The 24,511-nt window shown below is 64.8% G+C and carries 28 protein-coding genes; 17 read left to right on the top strand and 11 right to left on the bottom strand.

Annotated features, from left to right (window positions below; all coding sequences use genetic code 11):
* Nucleotides 1-409: 409 nt before the first annotated feature.
* Together VGC13_RS29535 and VGC13_RS29530 are read right to left on the bottom strand one after the other, a co-directional pair.
* A complete protein-coding gene (locus VGC13_RS29535; protein WP_349264265.1) occupies nucleotides 410-901 on the bottom strand; it encodes an SRPBCC family protein in 492 nt (163 codons plus the stop codon).
* An 11-nt stretch (nucleotides 902-912) separates the two neighbouring features.
* Nucleotides 913-1,254, bottom strand: a complete 342-nt coding sequence (locus VGC13_RS29530; protein WP_331128932.1) for a metalloregulator ArsR/SmtB family transcription factor — start codon at nucleotides 1,252-1,254, stop codon at nucleotides 913-915.
* 277 nt (nucleotides 1,255-1,531) lie between these two features.
* On the opposite strand from VGC13_RS29530, the gene VGC13_RS29525 reads away from it, so the two are divergent.
* The 3 genes from VGC13_RS29525 to VGC13_RS29515 all read left to right on the top strand — a co-directional run bounded on the left by VGC13_RS29525 (nucleotide 1,532) and on the right by VGC13_RS29515 (nucleotide 3,594).
* Nucleotides 1,532-2,110 carry a hypothetical protein gene (locus VGC13_RS29525; RefSeq protein ID WP_331128931.1) on the top strand — a complete coding sequence of 193 codons (579 nt, stop codon included), beginning with the start codon at nucleotides 1,532-1,534 and terminating at the stop codon, nucleotides 2,108-2,110.
* Nucleotides 2,111-2,154: 44 nt separating this feature from the next.
* Nucleotides 2,155-2,754, top strand: coding sequence for a hypothetical protein (locus VGC13_RS29520; RefSeq protein ID WP_331128930.1), 600 nt, complete (start codon nucleotides 2,155-2,157; stop codon nucleotides 2,752-2,754).
* A 294-nt stretch (nucleotides 2,755-3,048) separates the two neighbouring features.
* A complete protein-coding gene (locus tag VGC13_RS29515) occupies nucleotides 3,049-3,594 on the top strand; it encodes a DUF6232 family protein (RefSeq protein WP_331128929.1) in 546 nt (181 codons plus the stop codon).
* A gap of 93 nt (nucleotides 3,595-3,687) precedes the next feature.
* On the opposite strand, the gene VGC13_RS29510 is transcribed toward VGC13_RS29515, so the two are convergent.
* A complete protein-coding gene (locus tag VGC13_RS29510) occupies nucleotides 3,688-3,972 on the bottom strand; it encodes a hypothetical protein (RefSeq protein WP_331128928.1) in 285 nt (94 codons plus the stop codon).
* Nucleotides 3,973-4,021: 49 nt separating this feature from the next.
* On the bottom strand, nucleotides 4,022-5,269 hold the full coding sequence (hutI, locus tag VGC13_RS29505) for an imidazolonepropionase (protein ID WP_331128927.1): 1,248 nt from the start codon (nucleotides 5,267-5,269) through the stop codon (nucleotides 4,022-4,024).
* 263 nt (nucleotides 5,270-5,532) lie between these two features.
* Between hutI and VGC13_RS29500 the strand changes: the two genes are divergently transcribed.
* Nucleotides 5,533-6,186: a dihydrofolate reductase family protein gene (locus VGC13_RS29500; RefSeq protein WP_331128926.1), complete on the top strand. Its 654-nt coding sequence runs from the start codon at nucleotides 5,533-5,535 to the stop codon at nucleotides 6,184-6,186.
* Between the two features lie 276 nt (nucleotides 6,187-6,462).
* On the opposite strand, the gene VGC13_RS29495 is transcribed toward VGC13_RS29500, so the two are convergent.
* Nucleotides 6,463-7,683 (bottom strand): hypothetical protein, encoded by a 1,221-nt coding sequence (locus VGC13_RS29495; protein WP_331128925.1) that lies wholly within the window; start codon nucleotides 7,681-7,683, stop codon nucleotides 6,463-6,465.
* A 243-nt stretch (nucleotides 7,684-7,926) separates the two neighbouring features.
* Here VGC13_RS29495 and VGC13_RS29490 point away from each other — a divergent pair, with 243 nt between their 5' ends.
* The 4 genes from VGC13_RS29490 (at nucleotide 7,927) to VGC13_RS29475 (ending at nucleotide 9,416) form a co-directional block, all read left to right on the top strand.
* Nucleotides 7,927-8,088 (top strand): hypothetical protein, encoded by a 162-nt coding sequence (locus VGC13_RS29490; RefSeq protein WP_331128924.1) that lies wholly within the window; start codon nucleotides 7,927-7,929, stop codon nucleotides 8,086-8,088.
* Nucleotides 8,088-8,594: a GNAT family N-acetyltransferase gene (locus tag VGC13_RS29485; protein WP_331128923.1), complete on the top strand. Its 507-nt coding sequence runs from the start codon at nucleotides 8,088-8,090 to the stop codon at nucleotides 8,592-8,594. Before VGC13_RS29490 ends, VGC13_RS29485 begins: the two co-directional genes overlap by 1 nt.
* A 209-nt stretch (nucleotides 8,595-8,803) precedes the next feature.
* On the top strand, nucleotides 8,804-9,085 hold the full coding sequence (locus VGC13_RS29480) for a type II toxin-antitoxin system RelE/ParE family toxin (RefSeq protein ID WP_331128922.1): 282 nt from the start codon (nucleotides 8,804-8,806) through the stop codon (nucleotides 9,083-9,085).
* Between the two features lie 19 nt (nucleotides 9,086-9,104).
* Nucleotides 9,105-9,416: a HigA family addiction module antitoxin gene (locus tag VGC13_RS29475; protein WP_331128921.1), complete on the top strand. Its 312-nt coding sequence runs from the start codon at nucleotides 9,105-9,107 to the stop codon at nucleotides 9,414-9,416.
* Between the two features lie 105 nt (nucleotides 9,417-9,521).
* On the opposite strand, the gene VGC13_RS29470 is transcribed toward VGC13_RS29475, so the two are convergent.
* Nucleotides 9,522-9,800, bottom strand: a complete 279-nt coding sequence (locus VGC13_RS29470) for a hypothetical protein (RefSeq protein ID WP_331128920.1) — start codon at nucleotides 9,798-9,800, stop codon at nucleotides 9,522-9,524.
* A 275-nt stretch (nucleotides 9,801-10,075) separates the two neighbouring features.
* Between VGC13_RS29470 and VGC13_RS29465 the strand changes: the two genes are divergently transcribed.
* Nucleotides 10,076-10,783: an FRG domain-containing protein gene (locus VGC13_RS29465; RefSeq protein ID WP_331128919.1), complete on the top strand. Its 708-nt coding sequence runs from the start codon at nucleotides 10,076-10,078 to the stop codon at nucleotides 10,781-10,783.
* A gap of 112 nt (nucleotides 10,784-10,895) precedes the next feature.
* Here the strand turns inward: VGC13_RS29465 and VGC13_RS29460 are convergent, their stop codons facing one another.
* A complete protein-coding gene (locus VGC13_RS29460) occupies nucleotides 10,896-11,174 on the bottom strand; it encodes a hypothetical protein (RefSeq protein WP_331128918.1) in 279 nt (92 codons plus the stop codon).
* Between the two features lie 558 nt (nucleotides 11,175-11,732).
* Complete coding sequence (locus VGC13_RS29455; RefSeq protein ID WP_331128917.1) at nucleotides 11,733-12,011, bottom strand: hypothetical protein; 279 nt, start codon at nucleotides 12,009-12,011, stop codon at nucleotides 11,733-11,735.
* A 277-nt stretch (nucleotides 12,012-12,288) separates the two neighbouring features.
* On the opposite strand from VGC13_RS29455, the gene VGC13_RS29450 reads away from it, so the two are divergent.
* Nucleotides 12,289-12,474, top strand: coding sequence for a hypothetical protein (locus VGC13_RS29450; RefSeq protein WP_331128916.1), 186 nt, complete (start codon nucleotides 12,289-12,291; stop codon nucleotides 12,472-12,474).
* Nucleotides 12,475-12,617: 143 nt separating this feature from the next.
* Here VGC13_RS29450 and VGC13_RS29445 read toward each other — a convergent pair whose 3' ends face one another.
* On the bottom strand, nucleotides 12,618-12,863 hold the full coding sequence (locus VGC13_RS29445; protein WP_331128915.1) for a hypothetical protein: 246 nt from the start codon (nucleotides 12,861-12,863) through the stop codon (nucleotides 12,618-12,620).
* 132 nt (nucleotides 12,864-12,995) lie between these two features.
* Between VGC13_RS29445 and VGC13_RS29440 the strand changes: the two genes are divergently transcribed.
* Both VGC13_RS29440 and VGC13_RS29435 read left to right on the top strand, forming a co-directional pair.
* Nucleotides 12,996-13,205 carry a hypothetical protein gene (locus VGC13_RS29440; RefSeq protein WP_331128914.1) on the top strand — a complete coding sequence of 70 codons (210 nt, stop codon included), beginning with the start codon at nucleotides 12,996-12,998 and terminating at the stop codon, nucleotides 13,203-13,205.
* Complete coding sequence (locus VGC13_RS29435; protein ID WP_331128913.1) at nucleotides 13,202-13,468, top strand: type II toxin-antitoxin system RelE family toxin; 267 nt, start codon at nucleotides 13,202-13,204, stop codon at nucleotides 13,466-13,468. The genes VGC13_RS29440 and VGC13_RS29435 overlap by 4 nt, the downstream gene beginning before the upstream one ends.
* Nucleotides 13,469-13,670: 202 nt before the next feature.
* Here VGC13_RS29435 and VGC13_RS29430 read toward each other — a convergent pair whose 3' ends face one another.
* The gene (locus VGC13_RS29430) at nucleotides 13,671-13,949 is read right to left on the bottom strand and encodes a hypothetical protein (protein ID WP_331128912.1); all 279 of its coding nucleotides are present in this window, start codon (nucleotides 13,947-13,949) and stop codon (nucleotides 13,671-13,673) included.
* Between the two features lie 596 nt (nucleotides 13,950-14,545).
* Here VGC13_RS29430 and VGC13_RS29425 point away from each other — a divergent pair.
* The 5 genes from VGC13_RS29425 to VGC13_RS29405 all read left to right on the top strand — a co-directional run bounded on the left by VGC13_RS29425 (nucleotide 14,546) and on the right by VGC13_RS29405 (nucleotide 21,414).
* Nucleotides 14,546-15,289, top strand: a complete 744-nt coding sequence (locus tag VGC13_RS29425; protein ID WP_331128911.1) for a hypothetical protein — start codon at nucleotides 14,546-14,548, stop codon at nucleotides 15,287-15,289.
* A gap of 68 nt (nucleotides 15,290-15,357) precedes the next feature.
* On the top strand, nucleotides 15,358-16,281 hold the full coding sequence (locus tag VGC13_RS29420) for a DUF5677 domain-containing protein (protein WP_331128910.1): 924 nt from the start codon (nucleotides 15,358-15,360) through the stop codon (nucleotides 16,279-16,281).
* Between the two features lie 81 nt (nucleotides 16,282-16,362).
* Nucleotides 16,363-17,136 carry an HNH endonuclease signature motif containing protein gene (locus VGC13_RS29415; RefSeq protein WP_331128909.1) on the top strand — a complete coding sequence of 258 codons (774 nt, stop codon included), beginning with the start codon at nucleotides 16,363-16,365 and terminating at the stop codon, nucleotides 17,134-17,136.
* Between the two features lie 197 nt (nucleotides 17,137-17,333).
* Complete coding sequence (locus VGC13_RS29410; RefSeq protein WP_331128908.1) at nucleotides 17,334-17,465, top strand: hypothetical protein; 132 nt, start codon at nucleotides 17,334-17,336, stop codon at nucleotides 17,463-17,465.
* Nucleotides 17,466-18,669: 1,204 nt separating this feature from the next.
* Nucleotides 18,670-21,414, top strand: coding sequence for a hypothetical protein (locus VGC13_RS29405; protein ID WP_331128907.1), 2,745 nt, complete (start codon nucleotides 18,670-18,672; stop codon nucleotides 21,412-21,414).
* Nucleotides 21,415-21,927: 513 nt separating this feature from the next.
* Here VGC13_RS29405 and glgX read toward each other — a convergent pair.
* On the bottom strand, nucleotides 21,928-24,123 hold the full coding sequence (gene glgX, locus VGC13_RS29400) for a glycogen debranching protein GlgX (RefSeq protein ID WP_331128906.1): 2,196 nt from the start codon (nucleotides 24,121-24,123) through the stop codon (nucleotides 21,928-21,930).
* Between the last annotated feature and the right edge of the window lie 388 nt (nucleotides 24,124-24,511).

Raw genomic sequence — 24,511 nt, 5'->3', positions numbered from 1 at the left:
CCGCGCCACTGGCTCCGCGGATTTCCGCCGTCCCGAGGTGGGCGCTTCCTGGGAATGACGGGTGCTTTCCCGGATTCCGCCTGAGAGGGTGTTGCCAAACCTCCCAGCGTGATTGACTTCCTGAGGGAGGCGCCGCTCCGCAGCTCGCGTGTACACTGCACCCTGGCGCCGACTGAAGGACCTCGCCAGCAGAACGACGGGGCGGGTCCCGTGCCCTGAGCTGGCCCTGCGCCGCCGAGAAGAGGTCCTTCGGTCGCGCGCAATCTGCGGTGTGACTTCTGGTTGGACGTGATGCGCTCCCTCAGGAAGTCAGCGCTTCTTTGTGATTTTGGGGGTTTAGCAACACCCTCTCATATCAGGCTCAGGAAGTCAGCCTATGGACGTCATCGTCGCCGACTTTGATCGTGACCTACGCGTCCTGCCGGACCAGGTCCTCCAGGCGGTCGTAGGAAACCTGCATGCCGCTCTCCATCCCGCTGGCCAGGATCATGTCGCGGACCTCCTGGCTGGGGTGCTGCACCAGCACCTTCATCGTCGTGACGCCGCCGGACTCCTCGAGGGTCATGATGTTGAGCGGATACGCGTCGGGGCCCGGATCGGGGACGCCTTCGAACATCTCCGTGTACACCAGCCGGTGCGGCCCCTCGATCTCGCGGTACTCCCCGTGAAAGCCCACCTCCGCGCCCTGCTCGCGGATCACGTAGCGCCACTGGCCGCCCACGCGCAGGTCGATCTCGCACACCATCCACTCCGACGTCGCGAAGCCCCACCAGCGCTTGACCAGCTCCGGGGTGGTGTGGGCCCTGAAGATCAGCGCGGCCGGGGCATCGAAGGCGCGCGTGATGAGGTACTCCGTGTCCGACGGCAGGGTGATGACGGCGGATCCGTGGCGGTTGCGCAGGGCGGTGGTGGTCATGGCGTGTTCTCCTCGGTTTGAAGTTCGGCCAGCAGGTCGTCAAGCCGGTCCAGCCGTGCGTTCCAGGTGCGCTCGAAGGTGCGCACCCAGTCGTGGATGGGCTTGAGCGCCGGCCCGTTTACCCGGTACCAGCGGTGCCGCCCGTCCGCGCGAACCAGCACCAGGCCCACCGCCCGCAGCACGCCCAGGTGCTTGGACACCTGCGGCTGCGTAAGGCCCAGCCGGTCCACCAGCTCGCCGACCGTCGCCTCCCCGGTGCCCAGCGCATCGAGAAGGTCGCGTCGGCTCGCCTCGGCGACCGCGTTGAACGCATCGGATGTCGTCGGTGTGCGAGCCATGGAAACAGTATATATGTCGATATGGGAATACGTCAAGCCCGACGTGTTCCTTGCACGGCGGGCGTCGCCGTGTCATGCTGTGGGAACCTGGCGATTCGATGCGGGCGGGGCACTCGGACGATCCGCGATTTACCGGGATTGGCTGGATTCGGCCGATGGTCGAAATCGCAGGGGATTGGCACACCGCCGCGCGTGGGGCGAGCCGCGAACGACCGGCTCAGTCCTTGCTCGCGCAGGTACGTTTCGCGTCTACTCTCGACCCAAGCGGAGGTTTGTGATGCACACGTGGCTCCACACGGGCCGGCTGGCCGTGCTTGCGATTGCGGTGGCATGCGCGCCCGTCGCCGCGCAGCAGACGGGCACGCCCCCGGCTCCCGCGGCGGCGGCGGCCCCCGCCGCAAACCCGTCGGACGTGGCCTCGCCCGAGGCCATCGTGACGGCGCTGTACGAGGTCATCACCGGCCCCGCCAGCCAGCAGCGCGACTGGAACCGCATGCGGACCCTCTTTCTGGCGGATGCGCGGCTGGCGTTCGTGCAGCCGCTGCGGGCGGGCGGGACGCGGCTCTTTTCGGCCAACGTGGAAGAGTTCATCCGCATCGCGGGGCCGGGCTATCAGCAGGGCGCCGGGTTCTGGGAGCGCGAGATCGGACACCGCATTGACCGGTTCGGGAGCATCGCCCACGTGTTCACCGCGTACGAGACGCGCCTTACGGCGCCGGACGGCCCCGTGGACGACCGTGGCATCAACAGCGTGCAGCTGATCCGCTACCAGGACCGCTGGTGGATCACCAACCTGGTCTTCGACGCGGAGAGCCCCGAGAACCCCATCCCGCCCGAGTACGTAAACGAGCGGTAGAGGGAAGCCGCGTCCCGTTCCAGACCATCCCCATGGAGATGAAGATGAAGAGGTGGCTCTACCCCCTCCGGCTGGCGGCGCTTGCGATGCTGGCGGCGTGCGCGCCCGCGGTGCAGCAGACGGCCGCGCCCGCGCCGCTCTCCCCTCCCGCGGACACGCCCGCAGCGCCCTCTCGTGCCGCGGACCCGCGGGACGTTGCCTCGCCCCAAGCGGTCGTAGCCGCCATCTACGAGGTGATTTCCGGTCCGGCCACGCAGGAACGCGACTGGGACCGCTATCGGACCCTCTTTCTGCCGGACGCACGCCTCGCCTTTGTCCTTGAGACGCCGTCGGGGCAGGCGCGGCTGATCAACGTGACGGTGGACGAGTTCATCCGGGCCGCGTCGCCGGGGTACCGCACCCAGGGCGGGTTCTGGGAGCGCGACATCGGCCAGCGGGTGAATCAGTTCGGGACGATCGCCCACGTGTTCTCCGCGTACGAGACGCGCCGGTCCGGGCCGGACGGGGCCGTGGCGCAACGCGGCATCAACAGCGTCCAGATGCTGCGCCACGAGGGGCGCTGGTGGATTACGAACGCGGTGTTCGACATGGAATCCGCCGCCAATCCGATCCCGCCGGAGTACCTGGGCTCGCAGAACCCGTAAGCACTGTCCGCGCGATACTCCGAAGCACGAGAACGGCAGCCATGGGCGACATCGCCCGTGGCTGCCGTTTGTGCTCGATGGAAGATGCCGGAAAGACCTGTTCTCAGGCGGCGGGGGCAGAGAACGACCCCGCTCCCTGCCTGAGAATCGCTTGCCGGGATTGGTGTGATGAGAATTCTCTCCTGCCGCGTCCGACCAATGGCCGTGTTGGATTCAACAGGCCGCCGGCGCGGTGCGGAACTCCGTAGCCGAGCGGAATCGAGAAGGCCCACGCATCATGCCGGAGGACGTTCCATGAGCACCCTTGCCACTGCCGTACAGCGGATCGCCCAACCCGAGTCGCAGTCCGAGAAGAACCAGTACGACCACGGGCTGCTCCGGATCCGGGAAAATACGCTGGTGATCGGCAATTCGATCTTCTCGATTTCCAACATCTCCCGGGTTTCCCTTTGGGATCTGCGCAAGCCGGTACCCACTTACGTCTGGGTCATGCTGGGGGCAGGGATTGTGTGTCTGCTGACGGTGATCGGTGCGGGCGTGGGAATCCTCCTGATCGCGGCGGCCTGCTACCTCATCTACCTGAACTGGAAGTCGAGGAGCGCGGCCGACTTCGCGCTTGCCATCCACATGAACAGTGGCGGTACGACCACAGTGCTGAACAACGACGAACGATTTCTGAAGGCAATCGCGCTGCAATTGTACGCGGTCATCGAACTGGAGAAGGCGAGCAACACCACCTTCAACATCGATCAAAAGGTCATGATCGACAACATCACCGGCTCCACCGTCGGGATTACCGGGATACACGGCGACATCGTGAACAACGTATTGACGATCTGATCCGCCACTTGCTCGTCCTCTCCCCGCGGTTCAGACCACCCGCTCGCTTGCCTTCCACACGCCCTCGATGATCGGCGAGGCGGGGACGAAGGCTCAGATCTCAACTGCGCGGTAGTAGGCGTGTTTCCCGTCGAAACGGTACTCAAGTAGCCCTTCGTCCTCAAGCAGCCGGGCTAGGATCGAAAAGAGCCACCCCTGCTTCCCATGTTGTTTCTCGTTGTCTTTTGGATAACACAGCACTTGGAGATTAAGCTCGCGTTTGATGTAAGTCGCAGGAACCCATCCCTCGTGATACAAGGGCCCAGAATGCTTGATGAAGTCGAGCATCGTGTGAGCGATTTCCCTCAGGTTACTGTGGATCGCGGCTTTGTGGTCCATCGGGCACCTCTCCAGAATTTATAAGATCCGATCGAACGAAATGCTCACTTCACACCACCCGCTCCCCCGCCTTCCACACGCCCTCGATGATGGGCGCGGCGAGGCGGTAGGGGATCTCGGCGGCGGAGGAGGCGCGCCAGAGGACCAGGTCGCCGGGGGCGCCGGGGGCCAGGGTGCCGCGGCCGTCCGCCAGCTCCAGCGCGGCGGCGCCGCCGGCGGTGGCGGCGCGCAGCGACTCGGCGGGGCTCATTCCCATGCGGCTGCAGCCGGCCGTCAGGATGAAGTGCATGGACGGAGTGGGCGAGCTGCCGGGGTTGAAGTCCGTGGCCAGCGCCACGGTGGCGCCGGCGTCCAGCAGCGCGCGGCCGGGCGCCCAGCGCGGCCGGCCCAGAAAGAAGAGCGTCGCCGGCAGCAGCGTGGCCACGGTGCGTGACGCCGCCAGCGCGGCGATGCCGGCCTCGCTGATGTCGCCCAGGTGGTCGGCGGACGCGGCGCCCAGCTCCGCCGCCAGCTCCGCCCCGCCGCTCCCCTCCAGCTCGTCGGCGTGCAGCTTGGGGCGCAGCCCGTGCGCCAGCCCCGCGCGCAGGATGCGCTCCGTCTCGTCGCGCCCGAACACGCCGGGCTCCATGAACACGTCGCAGAAGCGCGCCAGCCCGGCTTCCGCCACGGCGGGGATCATCTCCTCCACCAGCAGGTTTACGTACGCCGCGCGGTTTTCGCGGTACTCCGGCGGCACCTCGTGGCCGCCCAGGAAGGTGGGGATCAGCTCGATGGGCTGCATGTCGTTCAGGCGGCGGATGGCGCGCAGCGTCTTGAGCTCCGATTCCGTCGACAGGCCATATCCGCTCTTGACCTCCGCCGTCGTGGTGCCGCCGCGCAGCATCTCGTCCAGCCGCGGCAGCGCCATCTCCACCAGCTCGTCCTCGCCGCGGGCGCGCAGGTCGCGCACGCTGGCGTTGATGCCGCCGCCCCGCCGCGCGATCTCCATGTACGGCACGCCGGTGCAGCGCAGCGCGTACTCCTCCACGCGGTAGCGGCCAAAGACGGCGTGCGTGTGGCTGTCCACGAACCCCGGCGTGATCACCCGTCCCGCGCAGTTCACCCGCTCCAGGTGCGGATGCTCGGCCAGCACGTCGTCCTGCGGCCCCAGCGCCTCTACCACGCCGTTCACCACCGCGACGGCCGCGCCGTGCAGCACGCCCGCGGGATCGGCATCCTCCGACGCGCGCGGGGGCCCGGTGCACACCGCGACTTCGGCGGCGTTGATGAAGACGGCGGAGCGGGGCAGGACGGTCATCGGGTCTGATCCGGCGTTCGTTGGATGAGGGGCGACGCGCGAGTATTCTGCGCCCGGCCATCCACCGCCGTCAAACCCGGATGACGGTGCGTGTGATGCGGATGGCTACGAAGCGCGGCGTGCGCCGCTGTGCGCGGTCGTGGCTCACCACGATTATGCCGGATGAGCGAGCGCCTCGGCGGTGTCGATTTTCGCTGTGCTCATCCGACGCATGGATGAGAAGGCCAACCCACGCGAACCCGACATCGACCCGGAGAGATCCCATGCGCAAGCTTGTCGTAAACACCTTCATCAGCCTGGACGGCGTGATGCAGGCACCCGGCGATCCGCAGGAGGACCCGACCGGCGGATTCCCGCACGGCGGCTGGTCCTTCAATTACTGGGACGACGTGATGGGCCAGGTGATGGAAGAGGCGATGGCGACGCCCTACGACCTGCTGCTGGGCCGCAGGACGTACCAGATATTCGCCGCGCACTGGCCGTACTCCACCGAAGAGCCTGCGGCTGCGTCGCTGAACGCCGCGCACAAGTACGTCGCATCCCGCTCGCTGCAGCAGACTTCCTGGGGTCCCGCGACGCTGATCCGCGACGTGCCCGGCGAGGTTGAGAAGCTCAAAGCTGGGGATGGCGTGGAGATCCAGGTGCACGGGAGCGCCGACCTGCTGCAGACGCTGCTGAAGCACCAGCTGATCGACGAGCTGCGCGTGTGGACATTCCCCGTCCTGCTCGGCGGCGGCAAGCGGCTCTTTGGCGATGGCATCGCGCCGGGGGGCCTGAAGCTCGTCAGCTCCACCGTCGCTACGACCGGCGTGATCATCGCCACCTACCAGCCGGCCGGCGCCATCCCGTACGGCTCCTTCGCGCTCGAAGACCCGACGCCGGAGGAAGTCGAGCGCCGCAGCCACCGCGGTGCGTGACCTGCGCACCCAACGCGGGCGATTCACGTCCGCGGCTGGCGCCTGATCCAGGCCGGATGCAAATGCTCGAGCCCCGCCGGCGTCATCCCGGAGGGGCTGCTCGTTTTGCACCCATTCTACGGCCGGCGCTCATGCCAATCCTGAAAAACGGTTGGAGTACAGAGGAACAGAGAGGAACAGAGAGGAACAGAGAGATCGTTCCCGTTTCTGTTCTCTGTTCCTCTGGTTGTGCTCTGTTCCTCTGTACCCCTCGATGTTTGGTTTTGCGGATCTGTATCAGCTTTCCCGCATCCCCGCGCCGGCCAGGCAGGCGCGGACGTAGGCGGGCTCCACCCGCCGGCAGGCGGCGCGCACCGGCTCCGGATCCGTGTGGGCCAGCGTGAGCCGCGCGCCGATCATCTCGTAGCAGCGCGCCTTGGCCTCGCCCGGCACCTGGCGGCAGAAGGCGATGCCCGGCTCGATGCGCCAGTCCAGGTCCGTGAAGTACTCCACGCCCCCCATCAGGCAGTCCGTGGCGTGGGCGGGGTCGCCCTGCCGGCACGCCTCCAGCATGCGTGGCACGTCGCCGCTGCTCACGCCCAGCATCTGCTTTCCGAACCCCTGGTAGCAGTCGCGCACAGCCTGGGCGGGTGCCGCGTCGCAGCCGCGGAGCGCGCGGGGGTAGTGGGGCCAGTTCAGCGACATCAGCACCATCGACTGGTACGCCCAGCACGAGCGCTGGTGGCCCGAATCCACCCCGCTGCACAGCTGCTGGCGCTCCGTGCGGGCGGCCACCTTGGCCATGACCCGCGCGGCGGCCCCCTCCCGCGCGCCCGCGGCCAGGCTGCGCGCGGTGGCGTGGCCCTCGTGCCCCTCCGCCCCGTGCGCGTGGCCGCCGATGCCCGGCCCGTCGCCCACGTTGATGGATTCTGCCCCGATGGCGCGGATGGCGCGCTCCATGAAGATGCCGTCCTGGCACTCGCGCCGGGGCTGGTCCGCCTGCAGCGCATCGCAGAGGGTGAGGGCCTGTCGGAAGTCGCCCGCGTGGTGCACCATCAGGCCGTGTCCCAGGCCGTGCCAGCACTCCATCCGCTCGAAGCCGCGGACCTGCCCCGCACAGATGCTCCCCACCGACGCGCGGTCGATGGTTCCGCCCTGCAGAAAGTATCCTTCCAGCACGCCGTGAAAGCACCCCGACTGGAACCGCGGCGTGCACTCCCCGATCACGCCCAGGTCCTTTCGCTGCTCCATGGTGTACCGGCCGATGGCGTGCGCTAGCGGGTGCCCCTTGGCGCGGATCCATGGGTCCTGCGCGGCGAGCCGCTCCAGGCTGTCCAGCGCCGCGCGCGGCCCCCGGTCGCGCGCCGTCAGGAACACGGACGCAACGTTCAGGTCGCGCTCCGTGACGCGCGTCCAGTCCAGCCCCGGCTCCACGCCCGCCTGCGCGCCGAGCGGCACCCCGGCGGCCAGGGTCAGCAGGAATCCCAGGATGGCGGCGCGTACGGCCTTGCACTTCATTATCGGCATCTCCGCTCATGGTAAGCGATTCGGCGAGCGTTTCAGTGAAAGTTACATCCGGAAATGGTCGTGCAAAAGAGGAGTTGTTCGATTGGTGAGCTCTTTCCCGAGCGATCCGCGCCCACGGCGTCGCGCACCTTCCAGCAGCGGCGCTTCACTTGATAGCCTTGCTCCCACGGCCGCTTCTTACGATGCTTTCGGGGTCGTGAAGTCACCCAGACGAAGTATCGGAGAGATCCGCTGATGCATGTCAACATTGAGGCCGAGCGTGAAGCGGACGGCCGCTGGATCGCTGAGGTGCCGGACCTCCCCGGTGTGATCGCCTGCGGGGAAAATCGCGCGAACACGGTTGCCGATGCGCAGGCGCTTGCCATTCGCGACCCCGCGACGACGCTGCCGAGTTGATGGGAGTCAGGCGCGCGAGAGCCGAGGACCTGTCGCACGTCGCGGCAATCGAGCGTTCCGCTGGCGAACGCTTTCGGGGCACCCACATGGACTGGGCGGCCGAGGCACCGCCGACCGGCCTCGATGAGTTCAGGACGGCGCTCGCGCGCGGCGAACTCTGGATCGCTGACGACGATGCCGGTACCCCCGCCGGCTTTCTGCTCGCCTGTCCGCTTGATGATGCCCTGTACATTCGCGAGATGTCGGTTCGCCGCGACGATCAGGGTCGTGGGCTCGGCCGCCGGCTGATCGAGGCGGCCACCGCCCACGCCCGGGCGGTCACGCACCGGGGAGTCACCCTGACGACGGACGAGATAATCGAGTGGAACCGCCCGCTGTATGAGCGACTCGGCTTCCGTGTCCTGGATGAAGCCGAGTTGTCGCCCGGCTTGGCCACCAAGCTGGCCGACGAGCGCAGGCGCATGCCGGCGAGCGCCCGGCGCTGCGCGATGCGCCTGGATCTTTAGCCAACGGGGGAGACGCAGTGTCGCGCTTTCCATTCCCGCCGTCCCTGCGTTCACTCTCCCGCCCATGGCAAGGCTCAGCCGGCGCACCACCTCGCGCGCGCCGCGGCGGTGGACAGGTCAGGAGCACCAGTTCGCCCGTGCGTTATGCACCTCACACCAGCGGCATCCCACGCACTTGAGTTTAATAACGCGTTGCGTTATGGTTGGTCATGATCCGGAGTTTTGCTGACCGTGAGACAGAGCGTCTCTTCGCCCGCACGCCCGGTCGGCGATTTCCGCCCGAGCTTCACCGGGTGATGCTGCGTAAGCTTCTTCAACTCGACGCGGCCGACCGCCTGGACGATTTGCGCATCCCGCCGGGAAACCGTCTGGAGGCGCTGAAGCGCGACCGAAAGGGCCAGCACAGCATTCGCGTCAATGACCAGTGGCGCGTTTGCTTCCGGTGGGACGATGGAGACGCGTACGAGGTGGAGATTGTCGATTATCACTGAATCGCGGGGAGAACCAGCCATGCCAACAAACGCCAAGATGGCGCCCATCCATCCGGGCGAGGTCCTGATGGAGGACTTCCTGGTTCCGCTCGGCCTGTCGCAGTATCGGCTCGCGCAGGACCTCAGCGTTCCTCCGCGCCGCATCAACGAGATCGTCCACGGCAAGCGCGCGATCACGGCGGATACGGCGCTGCGGCTGGCGCGCTATTTCGGGACCAGCGAGCAGTTCTGGCTCAACCTGCAGTCGCGCTATGATCTGGAGGTGGAGCGGGACCGGTTGGGTGCGCGTCTGGAAGAGGAGGTCGCTGTCTTCGCGCCGCAAGCCGCATAAGAGCGGCAACTGCGGCCAAGCTCAGCCGCGCATCAGGATGTAAACACGACAGCCGCAGCCAACTCTGGCCCGCGGCTGTTTTATTCTTGGGGTCCCTGCTCGCTCTCAGGCGTCGTCCTCGCTGTCCGCGAGTTCCCAGTGCTGGACCAAGCCCTTGCCTTCGGCCCAGGCGCCGGAGGCGGCGCGGGCGGTGCGCAGGTCGTCGGCAAACTCCAGCACGGCTTCGGCGACCTGCGGGTCATCCGAGAGCTCGTCGGCGCTGGTGCAGCGGTTGAGCTTGATGGTGGAGTGGCCCAGCGCCTCGAAGACGCCGAAGCGGTCCGTCAGCATCTCCAGCAGCCGCATGGGCGAGGCGGGGAGGCCGGCATGGCTCGTCGGCATCATGCGCGAGCCTCCTTCCGCGCGTGGAGGGTGGGAGCGGAGCCTGCGGATGTGCGGGTTGCGTGCATGGCGATCTCCAATCCTCTTGACCCTGGCCGCGCAGCAGGGGTAGCTTTGGCGAGCAGGCGGCCTTCTGGTCGTCCGTGTGTGAGGCTGGCCGTGCTTTCTTGGCGGAGGAGCGGCCAGCCTTGTTTTACCAGCGTCTGCGAGATGAAAAGCAATGTGCGTCGTGGGCGGTGGATTTCCTTGCTTGAGAGCATTCTCTGCGGATCCGTGATATGCTAGAGATCCCTATTTCCTCGTTTACTGAGCTACACAACGCATTTTCCCGCTACCGAAAGAACAACATCTGGTGGTTTCGGGGGCATAGTAGTTCTGAATGGGAGTTGAAACCCAAAGCTGGGCGTGAGCCGTATTCAGCATCAAACGATGAACGTTTCTTTGAGGCGTGGAAGCGCCGTGCTATTGAGCATGTGAACACACCATTGTCGAGCGATTGGGACTGGCTAGCACTAGCGCAGCATCATGGATTGGCAACTCGCCTGTTGGATTGGTCCTACAATCCGCTTGTAGCGACCTATTTTGCTGTTGAGCCAGATCAGGAGTGCGATGCAGTCGTATATGCATACTATAATGCACACACAACTGACCCGAGTAAAACAAAGCCTTTCAATACTAAGGGCGTGGTTCGGTTTCGCCCCCGGGGGATCGCCCAGAGAATCACGAGACAAGGCGGGTTGTTTACAGTACACGGTCCCCCCTCCGCCGCTCTGGATGAACACCTTGGCAAGGATCACCAGTTGGAGAAGATCATTATTCGTGCGGAATATCGGCGTGAATTACTTTTCGAGCTGTCCCATTACGGGCTAAACCGTGAAACCTTGTTTCCCGACCTCGACGGCCTATCAGCCCATGCGAATTGGTATATGGTCAATAAGGCCTACTGGCAGGGTCAAAATCCCGAGGAACTCCTGCAGACTGAGTGAGTGCGGCGTGTGAGACGATCGAGTTGGATATGCAACTCACCGCTGTTTGTGTGACACTACAGCCGCGGCCACTCTGGTCCGCGGCTGTTCTTCCTCTGCTCCCTGCCCGCGCTCAGGTGTCATCCTCGCTGTCCGCCGGCTCCCAATAGTGGGCTAGGTCGTTGGTCTCTGCCCAAGCGCCGGAGGCGGCGCGGGCGGTGCGCAGGTCCTCGGCAAACTCCAGCACGGCTTCGGCGACCTGCGGGTCCATCGAGAGCTCGTCGGCGCTGGTGCAGCGGTTGAGCTTGATGGTGGAGTGGGCCAGCGCCTCGAAAACGCCGAAGCGGTCCGCCAGCATCTCCAGCAGCCGCATGGGCGAAGCGGGGACGCCGGCATGGCTCGTAAGCATCATGCGCGAGCCTCCTTCCGTGCGTGGAGGGTGGGAGCGGCGTGCGGTTTTCGGAGCATCCAGCCTCTGCTATAGAAATCCCTTTCGGTTGCGCTCGTTATAGGTTACCCTATTTTGTGACTCAGCGGGTTGCCGCCGAGGCGCAGTGACTTCCACAGGGAGAATCGCCATGAAGAAGATTCGTCTGGATATCGACGCTATCACAGTGGAGTCGTTTGCAACGTCCAGGGGCGCCAACACGGAGGGCGGTGTCGATGCACATATAGCGTCACACCCGGGTGACACTTGGTGCATGACCTGCTTTGAGGACACGTGCGGGGACTGCAGCATTCCCCGCTACGCCTGCTGATCGGTTCGGCGTGAAGAAAGAGGAACGGCAGTCGCGACCATCCCATCCGCGGTTGCCGTTCTCGCCTCACGCCAGCACCCGGCTTAGCCGGCGCACCACCTCGCACGCGCGCCGCAGCGGTAGACGATCAGGCACACGCGCTCGCCTGTAAACACGACAGCCGCAGCCAACTCTGGCCCGCGGCTGTTTGATCTTTGGCTCCCGGCTCGCTCTCAGGCGTCATCCTCGCTGTCCGCGAGTTTCCAGTGCTGGACCAGGCCCTTTGTCTCGGCCCAGGCGCCGGAGGCGGCGCGGGCGGTGCGCAGGTCGTCGGCAAACTCCAGCACGGCTTCGGCGACCTGCGGATCCATCGAGAGCTCGTCGGCGCTGGTGCAGCGGTTGAGCTTGATGGTGGAGTGGGCCAGCGCCTCGAAGACGCCGAAGCGGTCCGTCAGCATCTCCAGCAGCCGCATGGGCGGGGCGGGGACGCCGGCATGGCTCGTCGGCATCATGCGCGAGCCTCCTTCCGCGGGCGGAGGGTGGGAGCGGAGCCTGGGATGTGCGGGGTGCATGCATGGCGATCTCCAGCCCTGTTGACCTTGGCCGCGCACAGCAGGGAGCAGACGGGCAGTCGGGCCCTCTATGAGATCGGAAGGCGGAGCGCGCGTGCGTTCACACACATCCAGACTACGATGCATGAATTCCTTTCGGGATCGCGCTTTTAGAATTATTGTGCGTGAGATCGGCGGATTACCGTGCGGCGACGCACTGACTTCCACAGGAGAACCCATGACGAAGATCCGGCTGAACCTGGACCGTATCGAGGTGGAGTCGTTCCCGACGGCGAACGTTCCCGACGAGAGGGGTACGGTGGAGGCGAACTTCCGTTCGCGGCCCGGCGACACGTGGTGCGGTGAAGAATGCTACACATTGTACTTCTCGTGTGGTGGAACCTGCCCGGCCGGTGCTTGCTAGGTTATAAGCAGGCACGCCCGATCATCTACACGCTCGCCCGTGTGATCACGACAGTCGCGGCCAGCTCTGGCCCGCGGCTGTTTGATTCCTCAACTCCCTGCCCGCGGTTCAGGCGGCATCTTTGCTGTCTGCGGGTTCTCATATCAGTGCTGGACCAAACCCTTTATCTCGGCCCAGGCGCTGGAGGCGGCGCGGGCGGTGCGCAGGTCGTCGGCAAACTCCAGCACGGCTTCGGCGACCTGCGGGTCCATCGCGAGTTCATCGGCGCCGGTGCAGCGGTTGAGCTTGATGGTGGAGTGTGCCAGCGCCTCGAAGACGCCGAAGCGGTCCGTCAGCATCTCCAGCAGCCGCATGGGCGAGGCGGGGACGCCGGCATGGGTCGCCAGCATCATACGCGAGCCTCCTTCGGTACGCGGAGTCGCACACGTACAACCAGTGGTGCGATTCGCCTTGCTCGTATCGCCGGATCTGGCGATGTTTCGTGCGCTACATTACCCGCGCTCGATCCCAAGGGAGCAAGCATGGTTGCAGCATCGCTCAGTGAAACGCAGTTGAAGGATGTGCTCAAGGCGGCGCTCATCGAGGTGCTGGAAGAGCGTTCCGACCTTTTGCGCGACGTCCTCGCCGAAGTGATGGAAGACGTGGCGCTCGTACGCGCGATCCAGGAGGGTGAACCCAGCGAAGTGGTTTCGCGGGACGAGGTCTTTCGCGCCCTTGAAGCAGGCACGTGAAGACCACCTTCCTCAACTCCTTTCTTCGCGACGTGCGGAAGCTCTCGGATGACGCCATCCGGGAGCAGGTCCGCGACGCCATCCTCGTCGTCGAAGCCGCGCCGGATCTGCGTTCTGTGCCCCACCTGAAGAAATTGAGTGGCGGCGGAGCGTACTACCGAATCCGTGTGGGTGACCACCGCATCGGATTACTTCTCGGTGATGAAGTGGTCACTTTCGTCCGCGTTCTTCCGCGCAAGGACATCTACCGCTACTTCCCCTAAGACGAGTCAACCGACGCCAGTCGCGGTCTATCTCGTCGGCGGCTGCTGCTCTTGGGCAGGCGCTGATCAAGCTCAGCCGACGCACGACCTCGCGCGCGAAGCGACGGCAGGCGGCTAGGCACACGCGATCACGGGGGGGAAACACGACAGCCGCGGCCAACTCTGGCCCGCGGCTGTTTGCTTCCTCGCCCCCTGCTCGCTCTCAGGCGGCATCCTCGCTGTCCGCCGACTCCCGGTGGTGGACCAAGCCCTTGGTTTCGGCCCAGGCGCCGGAGGCGGCGCGGGCGGTGCGCAGGTCGTCGGCAAACTCCAGCACGGCTTCGGCGACCTGCGGGTCCATCGAGAGCTCGTCGGCGCTGGTGTAGCGGTTGAGCTTGATGGTGGAGTGTGCCAGCGCCTCGAAGATGCCGAAGCGGTCCGTCAGCATCTCCAGCAGCCGCATGGGCGAGGCGGGGACGCCGGCATGGCTGGTCAGCATCATGCGCGAGCCTCCTTCCGCGCGTGGAGGGTGGGAGCGGAGCCTGCGGATGTGCGGGGTGTGCGCATGGCGATCTCCAATCCTCTTGACCCTGGCCGCGCAGCAGGGGTAGCTTTGGCGAGCGGGCGGCCTTCGGGTCGTTCCGTGTGTGAGGCTGGCCGTGTCTTCTTGGCGGAGGAGCGGCCAACCTTGCTTTTTTTTCTCCCTGCTGCTAACAATGTAGTTAGCGGCAGCCGTTCTGTCAACACTGATGTTAGCGGAACAATGGATTTCGTCGAGGCTACGGACAGGCTAACGAAGGGCGTGAGCCTTGCGGATGTCGCCCGGGACTTGGGCGCTTCCTACGGGCTGATACGTCAGGCGCGGATGGACAGGGCATCGCCCTCATACCGCCGCCCACCCCAAGGATGGGAAGTAGTCGTGGCGCGCTTGGCAGGGGAGCGAGCGCGAGAGTTGTTGAGGCTTGAGGAGGAACTTACAAACAAGTAGACGCTCTTGCAGCGCACTGCTGAGAGTCACCGACCAACGGAGCTACAGTGGGTCCCGCAACTTCAAAGATCCGACGCGTACGCGAGGCGAAGAAAACTCTCGAGTCGCTTATGGAACAGCAGAATAATGTCTTGATTATCCACTATTCGTGCGAAAGTTTTTACGATCGTGAGGATGGGCGCACTCCGAGAGTGACATCGATTGCGGTTCGGAATATGGGGAACGGACAAACCGAATCTTTCTCCATTCACAAGGTCGCTGAACTGTCACGCACGCCTTCGAGCGCGATCACACAGGAATATGATCGTCTTGAGCGCGCTATGCTGGACGAGTACTTCGAATTCGTCCGTACCCACCAAGGCTACAAGTGGGTACACTGGAATATGCGTGACATCAACTATGGATTTTTGGCGATTGAGCATCGGTACCGAGTACTTGGCGGCGATCCTTTGTCTATCGACGATTCTCGGAAGTATGATCTATCCCGGTTGTTAGTGGGACGTTACGGAGTCCAGTACATTGGACATCCCCGACTAGAGTCCCTGCTTGAGAAGAACAAGATCACCACACTGAATTTCCTCCCGGGTAAAGAGGAGGCAGATGCATTTGATTCAGGCGACTACGTGCGCCTTCACCAGTCTACACTGCGGAAGGCTGACGTTCTAGCCAGTATTCTAGAGCGCGCGGCGGATGGTACGCTGAAGACTAATTCACGATGGTACCACAAGTACGGCGTTTCTCCAGCCGCCCTTGGGGAGGTAATTAAGGAGCACTGGACGTTTGTTCTCTTCGCGTTTCTTGCAGGTGTTGCTTCCGTCATCGGTCTGTATTTCACTTTGTGGCCGAGGAAGTGATTTGAACTCGGACGTTCCACGGCAACCGCTGCCCTTCCGTCGACACATGGAGCAACGGGGATATTGAAATGCCGACGCAGGCCGTTTCGGAAATCCTACCGCGACGCATTCGAGGCGAGAACCCTGAGCTTGCTTCGATCTTAGATCGTTTCGGAGACTTGCTTGACGAGATCGTGAATTTAGGTACCCACATCTTTAGCTGGTGCAACAATGCGGTCAAGGGCAGAACGGACGAGGTTGCCCCACTCATTCTGTCGCTGCGTCATGCGCTTGAACTTCTGGACGCTGTTTCGATCCTCATTCGCCAGTCAAGCGTTGAACCTTGCAAGGTGCTGTTGCGGGCATTTCTGGAGGTGCTCTTAGGCGTAACATACATGTTGCAGGCGGATACGGATCGCCGTGCACTCAGTTTTATGGCGTGGTACATTCACCATAGGTATAAAGTCCTAGAAAAACTCGACAAGGACCTGCCGCAGGGTAGTGACTTCGCGAAGAGAATTGGCCTGGATCTTCCTGATGGACATGATCTACTTGGGGGACGTCAAGCACTATTGTCTGTGTTGAACAAGCCACTCTATAAAGAGGTCGAAGCCGAATACCAACGACTTCGTGCTGCTGGTAAGAAAAACCCGTCATGGCACAGCTTCTTTGGCGGTCCGGCGACGATCGAACAAGTAGCTGCTCAGACTGGATTTACAAATTTTTATGAGGTGTGCTACCGGCAGTGGTCTGGGATGGTTCACGGGACAGATTTGTTCGGAGGGCACGTTACCGTCGGGCCTACTGGAGTTGAGCTGATTGGTCTCCGAAATCCTGCCGAGGCGCAGCAGCTGATGAGTCTAGCTCTTGGAATGACTCTCAAGCTATTTAAATTATACGTTGACACGTACGTTCCGGATCGCGCGGAGGAGTATGGTCGTTGGTACCAGCGTGAGATTCAAGCCCTTTATGAGCGCATCACCTCGGATCCCCCGATCATTGTCGTCGAATGATTTGGCGCAGAAGAGGAATGCGGGACGGGGATGAGAGATCCATCTTTGACAACTCGTCTGTCTTTTTGTTCAGATCACACCATGGCCATGCCTAGCTTACCTGTTATCAAGCGACTCTTCGCGCAATCGGGCAACCAGTGTGCGTTTCCCGGGTGCGATCTGCCGCTGGTGGAAGACTCAGGGACTGTAACTGGAGAGATATGCCATATACATGGAGGCAGTCCACAGGGGCCCAGATTCGATCTACTACAGAGCGAAGTGGAACGTCATGGATTCAACAATCTCATTCTCTTGTGCAGCAGGCATCACACGATTGTTGATTCTGAACCTGACCTGTATCCACCGGCATTGCTCCAGCAGTTTAAGAGACAGCACGAGCAAGGGTCGGTCGATAGCATTAGCCCCAACACGGAGCGAATTGCGAAATCGCTACTCGAAAATCTCGTCTCTGTTCGCATTCACAACAATGCGGGACAGATCGCGATTGCTAGTCCTGGGGCTATCCAGGCAAACTCCCTTACTCTCAAATCTGCGAAGCAACCGAAGGTCATGATTTCCTCACCTGAGGGTTCCGTTGGCCAGAATGTCGCTATGTCAGCGTATGTGGATTATCTAATCAAGCGGTATCAAAAATTTCAGAAGGCTGATAGAGAAAAGACGGGTGACTTCAAGTACATGGCGATCTATAACGCGATTGGTCGTGAGTTTGGGTGCAAGTGGCAGTTCATCAACCAGAATGCGTTCGAACGCCTTGTGGCTTTCCTACAAAATCGGATAGACAAGACTAAATTCGGTCGGAATCAAAAGGCCAAGCGGCAGAAAAATTACCACTCTTTTGAGGAGCACTCGACCTAGATTCTTGCGAGTTTGTTATCGTGGGTGGTACTCGGAGCCAATCCGGACGCCACGCGTCCGTGAGCCAGAACTTCCTAGGCCGTCCTTTCTTGGCCTGGCTTCCTGCCCTTCCGCCCGCCGCGTAGATTGCGCGGCGGGCGGTTTGTTGTCCGCACATCCGGGTCCCACACGCCACACCAGCACAGAAACGGAGCCGCATGGTCGAGGTACCCAGCACACCTCCCAGCGAACGCTATCCCGGCCGCCCGCCCGCGGGGCGCGTGGTCGTCATCGCCCCCACCCGCGCGGCGTGCGAGACCATGGAGCTGGGCGTGCAGCTCACCGGCTGAAGAACGAAGCGCCACACTGTGCACTCTTCACGGTTTCCGATGCGGATAGGAATGGGGCGCGCCGGAAAACAAAGACGACTCAGCAGGCTATGACATCTCGCATCCTCCTTGTTGTACTCGTCGGAACGGCATGGCTCTCCATCGCCAGTGGGCCTGCACACGGCCAACAACCCGGCGGGTGGGCCGCGCTTTTACGCGTCGGGGAGCCACGAGCAGCCGTAGGGTCGGCCACATTCCCGCGCAATTCGTCCATCATCTGCCCGGACAGCGTCGCTGAGGAGTTCCCTGATTCGCTTTGGCTCGTGGCGCCTCGATTTTCTCCCGCAGACCAGATCTGGAGGGTCGTTTTCCAAGGCATAAACCCTTTCCCCGCTGTCACTCCGATCCGCCCCCCCACACGACCGGACACGCTGGCCGTGCGAGTCCACGAGATCAGTTGCTTGCGCTTTGGACCAATTACGGAGGTGCTACTCGAGCGGGACGGGTTCTGGATGATCCTCCGGTCAAGCTGGGCGAATGCGGAACACACCCTCGCTCGCGCCCGCGACGCAGACGGGACGTACACGGCACTGATGCGCCGCGTCCCCGACTTGGCAGTCCGCTCCGGCAGTCAGTGGGACAGCATTGATGCTGTCCAGCGGGACTCTGTGCGCCTCGCAAGAGAGAACGCCGAACGGACGCGCCAGCAGGAAGTGCGCGAGGCCGCGGCAGCGCAGGCGCGAGCCGGGCGCGAACGCCGCCAGCGCCTTCTCGGCCGATACAATTCGGCCACGGTGGAGATGATCATTGCGGAGCGGATCGCTATTGGGTGGACTCCAGCAATGGTACGTGAGTCTTGGGGTGAGCCGTCGCGTGTTTCAACTACAACGACCGCGAGCGGAAGAACTGAAACGTGGTTCTACGGATACAGCTCCTGGGTGACCTTCAGAAACGGCCGTGTCGCGCTAATCCAGAACTAAGCCCCATGAACGGTGCGGACGTCGTCGAAGCCGTCCAACTCTGCCCGGGAGTTGTCGTGCCGACTCCGAGACCATCTGAGCGCAAGAGCCTTATCATAGGCAAGATGTAGTTCTACTTGGCCAGCAGCACCTCAGTCCTTGGCCTGCTTCCTGCCCTTCCGCCCGCCGCGTAGATTGCGCGGCGGGCGGTTTGCTGCCGTGAGAAACCGGGCCCACACGCCACACCAGCACAGAAACGGAGCCGCATGGTCGAGGTACCCAGCACACCTCCCAGCGAACGCTATCCCGGCCGCCCGCCCGAGGGGCGCGTGGTCGTCATCGCCCCCACGCGCGCGGCGTGCGAGACCATCGAGCTGGGCGTGCAGCTTACCGGCGTGGAAACCGTCATCCAGCGCGAGCACGGCGAAGAGATCCGCGAGCTGGCGCGGGCGGGCCGCGGCTTCGGCATCATGGCGGGCACGGGCACCGGCAAGACGCTGGCGATCCGGCCCATCGCGCAGGAGATCCTGGGTACGCAGGAACTGCGCGTGGGCGTCGTGAACCGCGAGCGCGAGGCCACGCCCGAGACGCCCACCTGGAACGTGGTCATCGTCACCACGGGCATCGCGCGGCGGTGGCTGCAGGACGACATGATCGACGCGTCGGACGTGGTCATCGTCGACGAGATCCACCAGACCAGCGCCGAGCTGGAGCTGTGCCTGGCGCTGGCCAAGCGCGCCGGCTGCCGCTTCATCTGGCTCAGCGCCACCGTCGATCCCTCGTTCTACCGGCAGTACCTGGACAGCGCCGCCGTCATCGAATCGTCCGCGTTCGATCCCGACAAGGCGGCCACGGTGCGCGTCAGCAACACCACCGACCCCGTGTCGTTCCTGGCCGAGCGCTTCATGCGCCACGTGCAGAAGGAAAAGCGCGGCGTGGCGGTGTTCGTCCCCACCCGCGCGGGGACGGAGCAGGTGGCCAAGGCGGTGGACGAGCGGTACCGCGACGTGCTGACGGAGTTCTACCACGGCGGCGAGCCGGTGGCCAAGCTGCGCCCGTTCCTGGAAGAGGACGGCGCGCCGCACCCGTTCGTGCTGTCGATGACGGCCGCGGGGCAGAGCGCGCTGAACATCCGCGGGCTGGACACGGTGGTGATCGAGGACGCGCAGTTCACCACGCTGGTCAAAAAGGGCAAGAGCGTGCTCACGCGCATGCCGCTGGGATCGAACGAGATCCTGCAGATGGCGGGGCGCGTGCACGGCCGCGTGGCCGGGGGCGAGGTGTGGATCCTTTCCGAGCGCGACATCGAGTTCGGCGCGCTGAAGCCCACCGAGCCGCACTTTCAGCTGGCGGGCGATCCCGAGCGCGTGGCCATGACCTGCGCCGACATGGGCGTCCGCGCCGACGAGCTGGACCTCCCCGTGCCGCTGGATCGCATCGCCTACCGCCGCTCGGTGGACCTGCTGACCACGCGCGGCATCATCGCCAACGGCCGGCTGACGCGGTACGGGCGGGAAGTCGAAGTGCTGCCGGTGGACCGCGCCTGGGGCGAGCTGCTGGTGCAGGCCGATGCGCACCTGGTGCCCATCGTGGCGGTGTGCGCGTCCATCGAGTCGCTGCACCGCATGCTGCGCCAGCAGGACAACGACATCGGCCAGTACGTGGTCAAGGGAAGCGACAACCTTACCTCGTACAACATCTACCAGGACGCGCTGCAGACCACGGGCCGCCTGGGGAGCGTGTACGGCCTGCCGCGCCACGTGTTCGACGCCGAGGCGCTGGAAACGTGGTGCGAGGCGCGCGGGGTGATGATGCGCTCCATCGAGGACGCCGCCCTTGCCATCGCCTCAATCTACCGCGGGCTGGGGCTGGAGCTGCCGGCCCACCTGCCGCGGCTGAACGGCAAGCTGGACCGCGAGTGGCGCGCCCTGGTCGCGCGGGTGATGCCGTTCAGCCTGGTGATCGACGAAGAGACCAGCTGGGGCGAGCACGTCAGCGTCAGCAAGACCAGCGTGGCCCACAACTGGGGCGCCGTCGCGGGCGAGATCGTCTACTTCGCCGACAAGATGGGGCGCGCGCGCGGCTCCATCAGCGGCACCAGCATCCCCGACGAGATGGTCTGGGAGTATTCCCGGCCCGGCGAGGCGGAGGTCGTGTACGATTCCGCGCACCGCCGCGCGCCGCTGCGGCTGCGGCGCACCAAGGAGTTCCACGGCTTCGTGCTGGAGGCGGAGGACGAGGGGATCAACCGCTTTCCGGAGGGGATGGAGGACGAGTGCCGCCGCGTGCTGGCCGAAGCGGTGGCGTCCGGCCAAGCGTACCACCCCGACATCCCCGGCGTGCGCGAGACGCTGCGGGAGTTGCGCGAGGTGTTCCGCCGCTCCGCCGGGACGACGGCGCCGGTGGATGAAAAGGTCCTGAAGGACCACCTGCTGGGCAAGCTGGCGGAGATCCGCTCGTACGCCGAGTTCATGGAGACGCCGCTGCGCGTGGACCCGGACGAGCTGGTGCCGGCGGACGAGCGGGCGCGGTGGATGGCGCTGCCGGACACCATCTGGATCGGCGACCGGCAGTATCCGCTGGACTACGTGCTGGAGGGCGACACGGCGGTGGTGCGGGCGCGCATCCCCGCCAAGACGCTCAACGAGGTGGACGAGGGCGAACTGCCGGAGCTGGACCGCCCGCTGCACTGGACGGTCACGCGCGGCAAGCACGAGGCGGTGCGCGCCGAGACGCTGGCCGAGGCGCGCGTGCTGGTGCGCGACACCTCGTCCGCCACGCGCAACCGCGCCCGCGACCAGGAAGAAGGCCGCCCCCCGCGCGGCGAAGGCGGACGCGGACGCCGCAGCGGACAGCGCAAGGGCGGCGCGCGCGGCGGCACCCGCGGCGAAGGCGGACGCGGCGAAGGCGGACGCGGCGGGGGGCGTGGAGGCCGTGACGGCGGCGGAGGACGTGGCGGCGGTGGAGGAGGCCGGAAGGGCGGCCACAAGCGCAAGCGCGCGCGGCACTGAGGCTGAGGAAGAAACCTCTCAATCGCCTCGTTGATGTGAAACACCCTCTTCCGCGACATCGTGGAGAGGGTGTTTCGTATCCGGTCCGTGCGTTGTTGGGGAGGATTCGCGCGCGTCGTGTTCCGCGAGGAGGATGCGCGTCTTCCATCATTGATCCGCGAGAGAAGGAGCGCCCGCCAGCATGGATCCTCGAGGGAAGGCCTGCCTGCGGCGCGATTCCTCGGTAGATGCGCGCAGCCCGCCTCCATGAGCGAATGAATTCGCCGCTGGAAAGGCGCAAAGTCCGCCTGCGCGGACTCGTGGCCGCGGGCCTGAAGCGTTGCGACAAGTTACGAGGATGCCGACGCTGGATTCCTCGGTCGCGCAATGGTTTGGCGCACGCGGAAGGTTAAGTGCGGCGCTCCCTCGGAATAACATCGTGGGATGTCCAGGCGCGTCACCCCTCTCCCGCGCAGTTTGCGGGAGAGGGGCCGGGGGTGAGGGGTCCGCGCGAAGCGCGACGCTGTTTGCCCTTCAGTACGACTCGGCCGTCGTCTTGTCCGCGCCCGCCGATTCGCCCGTCACCTCCGGCCGTTCGCCGTCCTGCGCCACGCGCCGCAGCACCAGCATGGAGCGGCCGGCGAGCTCCACCGCGGCGCCCGGCGCGTGCATGCCGCCCTCCTGCTCCGACGCGCGCTTCGCCGTGTCCAGCACCGCCTCCCAGTGCGCCGGGCGCGGCGTGGCGGGGAGGGTGAACGTCACCGCGTCGTCCGCCCCGTTGAACAGCAGCAGGAAGGTGTCGTCGTAGACGCGGTTGCCGTGGTCGTCCCACTCCATCATGGCGTCACCGCCCAGCAGCATCCCGAAGCTGCGGACGAAGTTCGTCTCCCAATCGTCGTCGTCCATCTCCTCCCCGTCGGGGCGCACCCAGCGGATGTCCTCCAGCTCCGATCCGCGGATCTTCTGCCCCTGAAAGAACTTGCGGCGCCGGAAGATGGGGTGCTCGCGGCGCAGCGCCGCCACCTGACGGGTGAACTCCAGCAGGTCCTGGCGGCTCTCGTCCAGCTCCCAATCGAACCACGAGATCTCGTTGTCCTGGCAGTACGCGTTGTTGTTGCCCTGCTGCGTGCGCCCCATCTCGTCGCCGCCCAGGACCATGGGCACGCCCTGCGAAAGCAGCAGCGTCGCCAGCAGGTTGCGCCGCTGCTTCTCGCGCTGGTAGGTGATGCCGGGATCGTCGCTGGGCCCTTCGACGCCGAAGTTGTGCGAGCGGTTGTGCGACTCGCCGTCGTTGTTGTTCTCGCCGTTGGCCTCGTTGTGCTTTTCGTTGTACGTGGCCAGGTCGTTCAGCGTGAACCCGTCGTGCGCGGTGACGAAGTTGATGCTCGCGTACGCCTTGCGCCCGTCGTCGCCGTACAGGTCGCTGCTGCCGGTAAGGCGGTAGGCCAGCTCGTTCACCGTCCCCGGGTCGCCCCGCCAGTAGCTGCGCACGTCGTCGCGGTACTTGCCGTTCCACTCCGTCCACAGCACGGGAAAGTTGCCCACCTGGTACTCGCCGATGTCCCACGGCTCGGCGATCAGCTTTACCTCGCTGAGCACCGGGTCCTGGTGAATGACGTCGAAGAACGACGACAGCCGCGACATCCCGTGCTCCTCGCGCGCCAGCGTGGCCGCCAGGTCGAAGCGGAATCCGTCCACGTGCATCTCCTGCACCCAGTAGCGCAGGGAGTCGTTCACCAGCTTCAGCACCTGGGGGTGGCGCGTATCCAGCGAGTGCCCCGTTCCCGTATGGTCCATGTAGAACCGGGGATCGTCATCCACCAGCCGGTAGTAGGTGGGGTTGTCGATTCCCTTCAGCGAGAGCGACGGCCCCAGGTGGTTGCCCTCGGCCGTGTGGTTGTAGACCACGTCCAGGATCACCTCGATCCCCGCCCGGTGCAGCGCCTTCACCATGTCGCGAAACTCGCGCACCTGGCCGCCCCGGTCGCCGCTGCCGCTGTAGCGCGCGTCGGGGCTGAAGAAGTTGAGGGTGTTGTATCCCCAGTAGTTCTTCAGCCCCATTTCCAGCAGGCGGTTGTCGTCCACGAAGTCGTGCACCGGCAGCAGCTCCAGCGCCGTCACGCCGATGGACTGCAGGTGCTGGATGATGGCGGGGTGCGCCACGCCGGCGTAGGTGCCGCGCAGCTCCGGCGGCACGTCGGGGTGCCGGGCGGTGAGCCCCTTGACGTGCGCTTCGTAGATCACCGTGCGGTGCCAGGGCGTGCGCAGCGGCCGGTCGCCTTCCCAGTCGTAGGTGCCGTCGATGACCACGCCCTTGGGCATCCCCGCGGCGCTGTCGCGCTCATCCATGTCCAGGTCTTCGGCCGGCCCGCCCAGCGGATACGCGAAGACGGGCTGGCTCCAGTCCACCTTGCCGGCCACGGCGCGCGCGTACGGGTCCAGCATCAGCTTGAACGGGTTGAAGCGCAGCCCCTGCGCCGGCTGGTACGGCCCGTTCAGCCGGTAGCCGTACAGCTGGCCCGGCTGCAGCCCGGGGACATAGCCGTGCCACACGTGCGCCGTCACCTCGCGCAGCCGCGCCCGCGCCGTCTCCACGGTGGGGTTGTCCGCGTCGAACAGGCACACCTCCACGTCCGTGGCGTTCTCGCTGAACACCGCGAAGTTCACCCCCTCGCCGTCCCACGTTGCGCCCAGGGGGGAACGCCGCCCCGGAAGTACCTCGATCTCCAATTGAGCCTCTCGATCGTTGCCGGAATCCGGATACTGAACCCCGCGCCGCGGGGCAAGCCCGGTGCCGCCGCATTCACACCGCACATTGCCCTGTGAATTCGCCGCAAAACGACGGAAAGCCCCGCCAGACTGCGCGGGGCTTCAACAGCGCAGATGATCGCGAAACACTCGTCCGCGAAGGCGGATATCGCGTTTTCCCAGCCGCGAATTCATTCGCCCGGCGGCCGGCGCTCCGGCTCCACGCCTTTCCGCGCCGCGACTCGGCGGGAGCGAGTGAACTCGCCGCAACCACCGCGGAAAGCCCCGCAAACTGCGCGGGGCTTCAACAGCGCAGACGATCGCGAAACACTCGTCCGCGAAGGCGGACATCGCGTTTTCCCAGCCGCGA

This window comes from Longimicrobium sp. (genome assembly GCF_036399255.1).
Taxonomy (GTDB): Bacteria; Gemmatimonadota; Gemmatimonadetes; order Longimicrobiales; family Longimicrobiaceae; genus Longimicrobium.
This window is presented reverse-complemented; position numbering and strand designations above follow the sequence as displayed.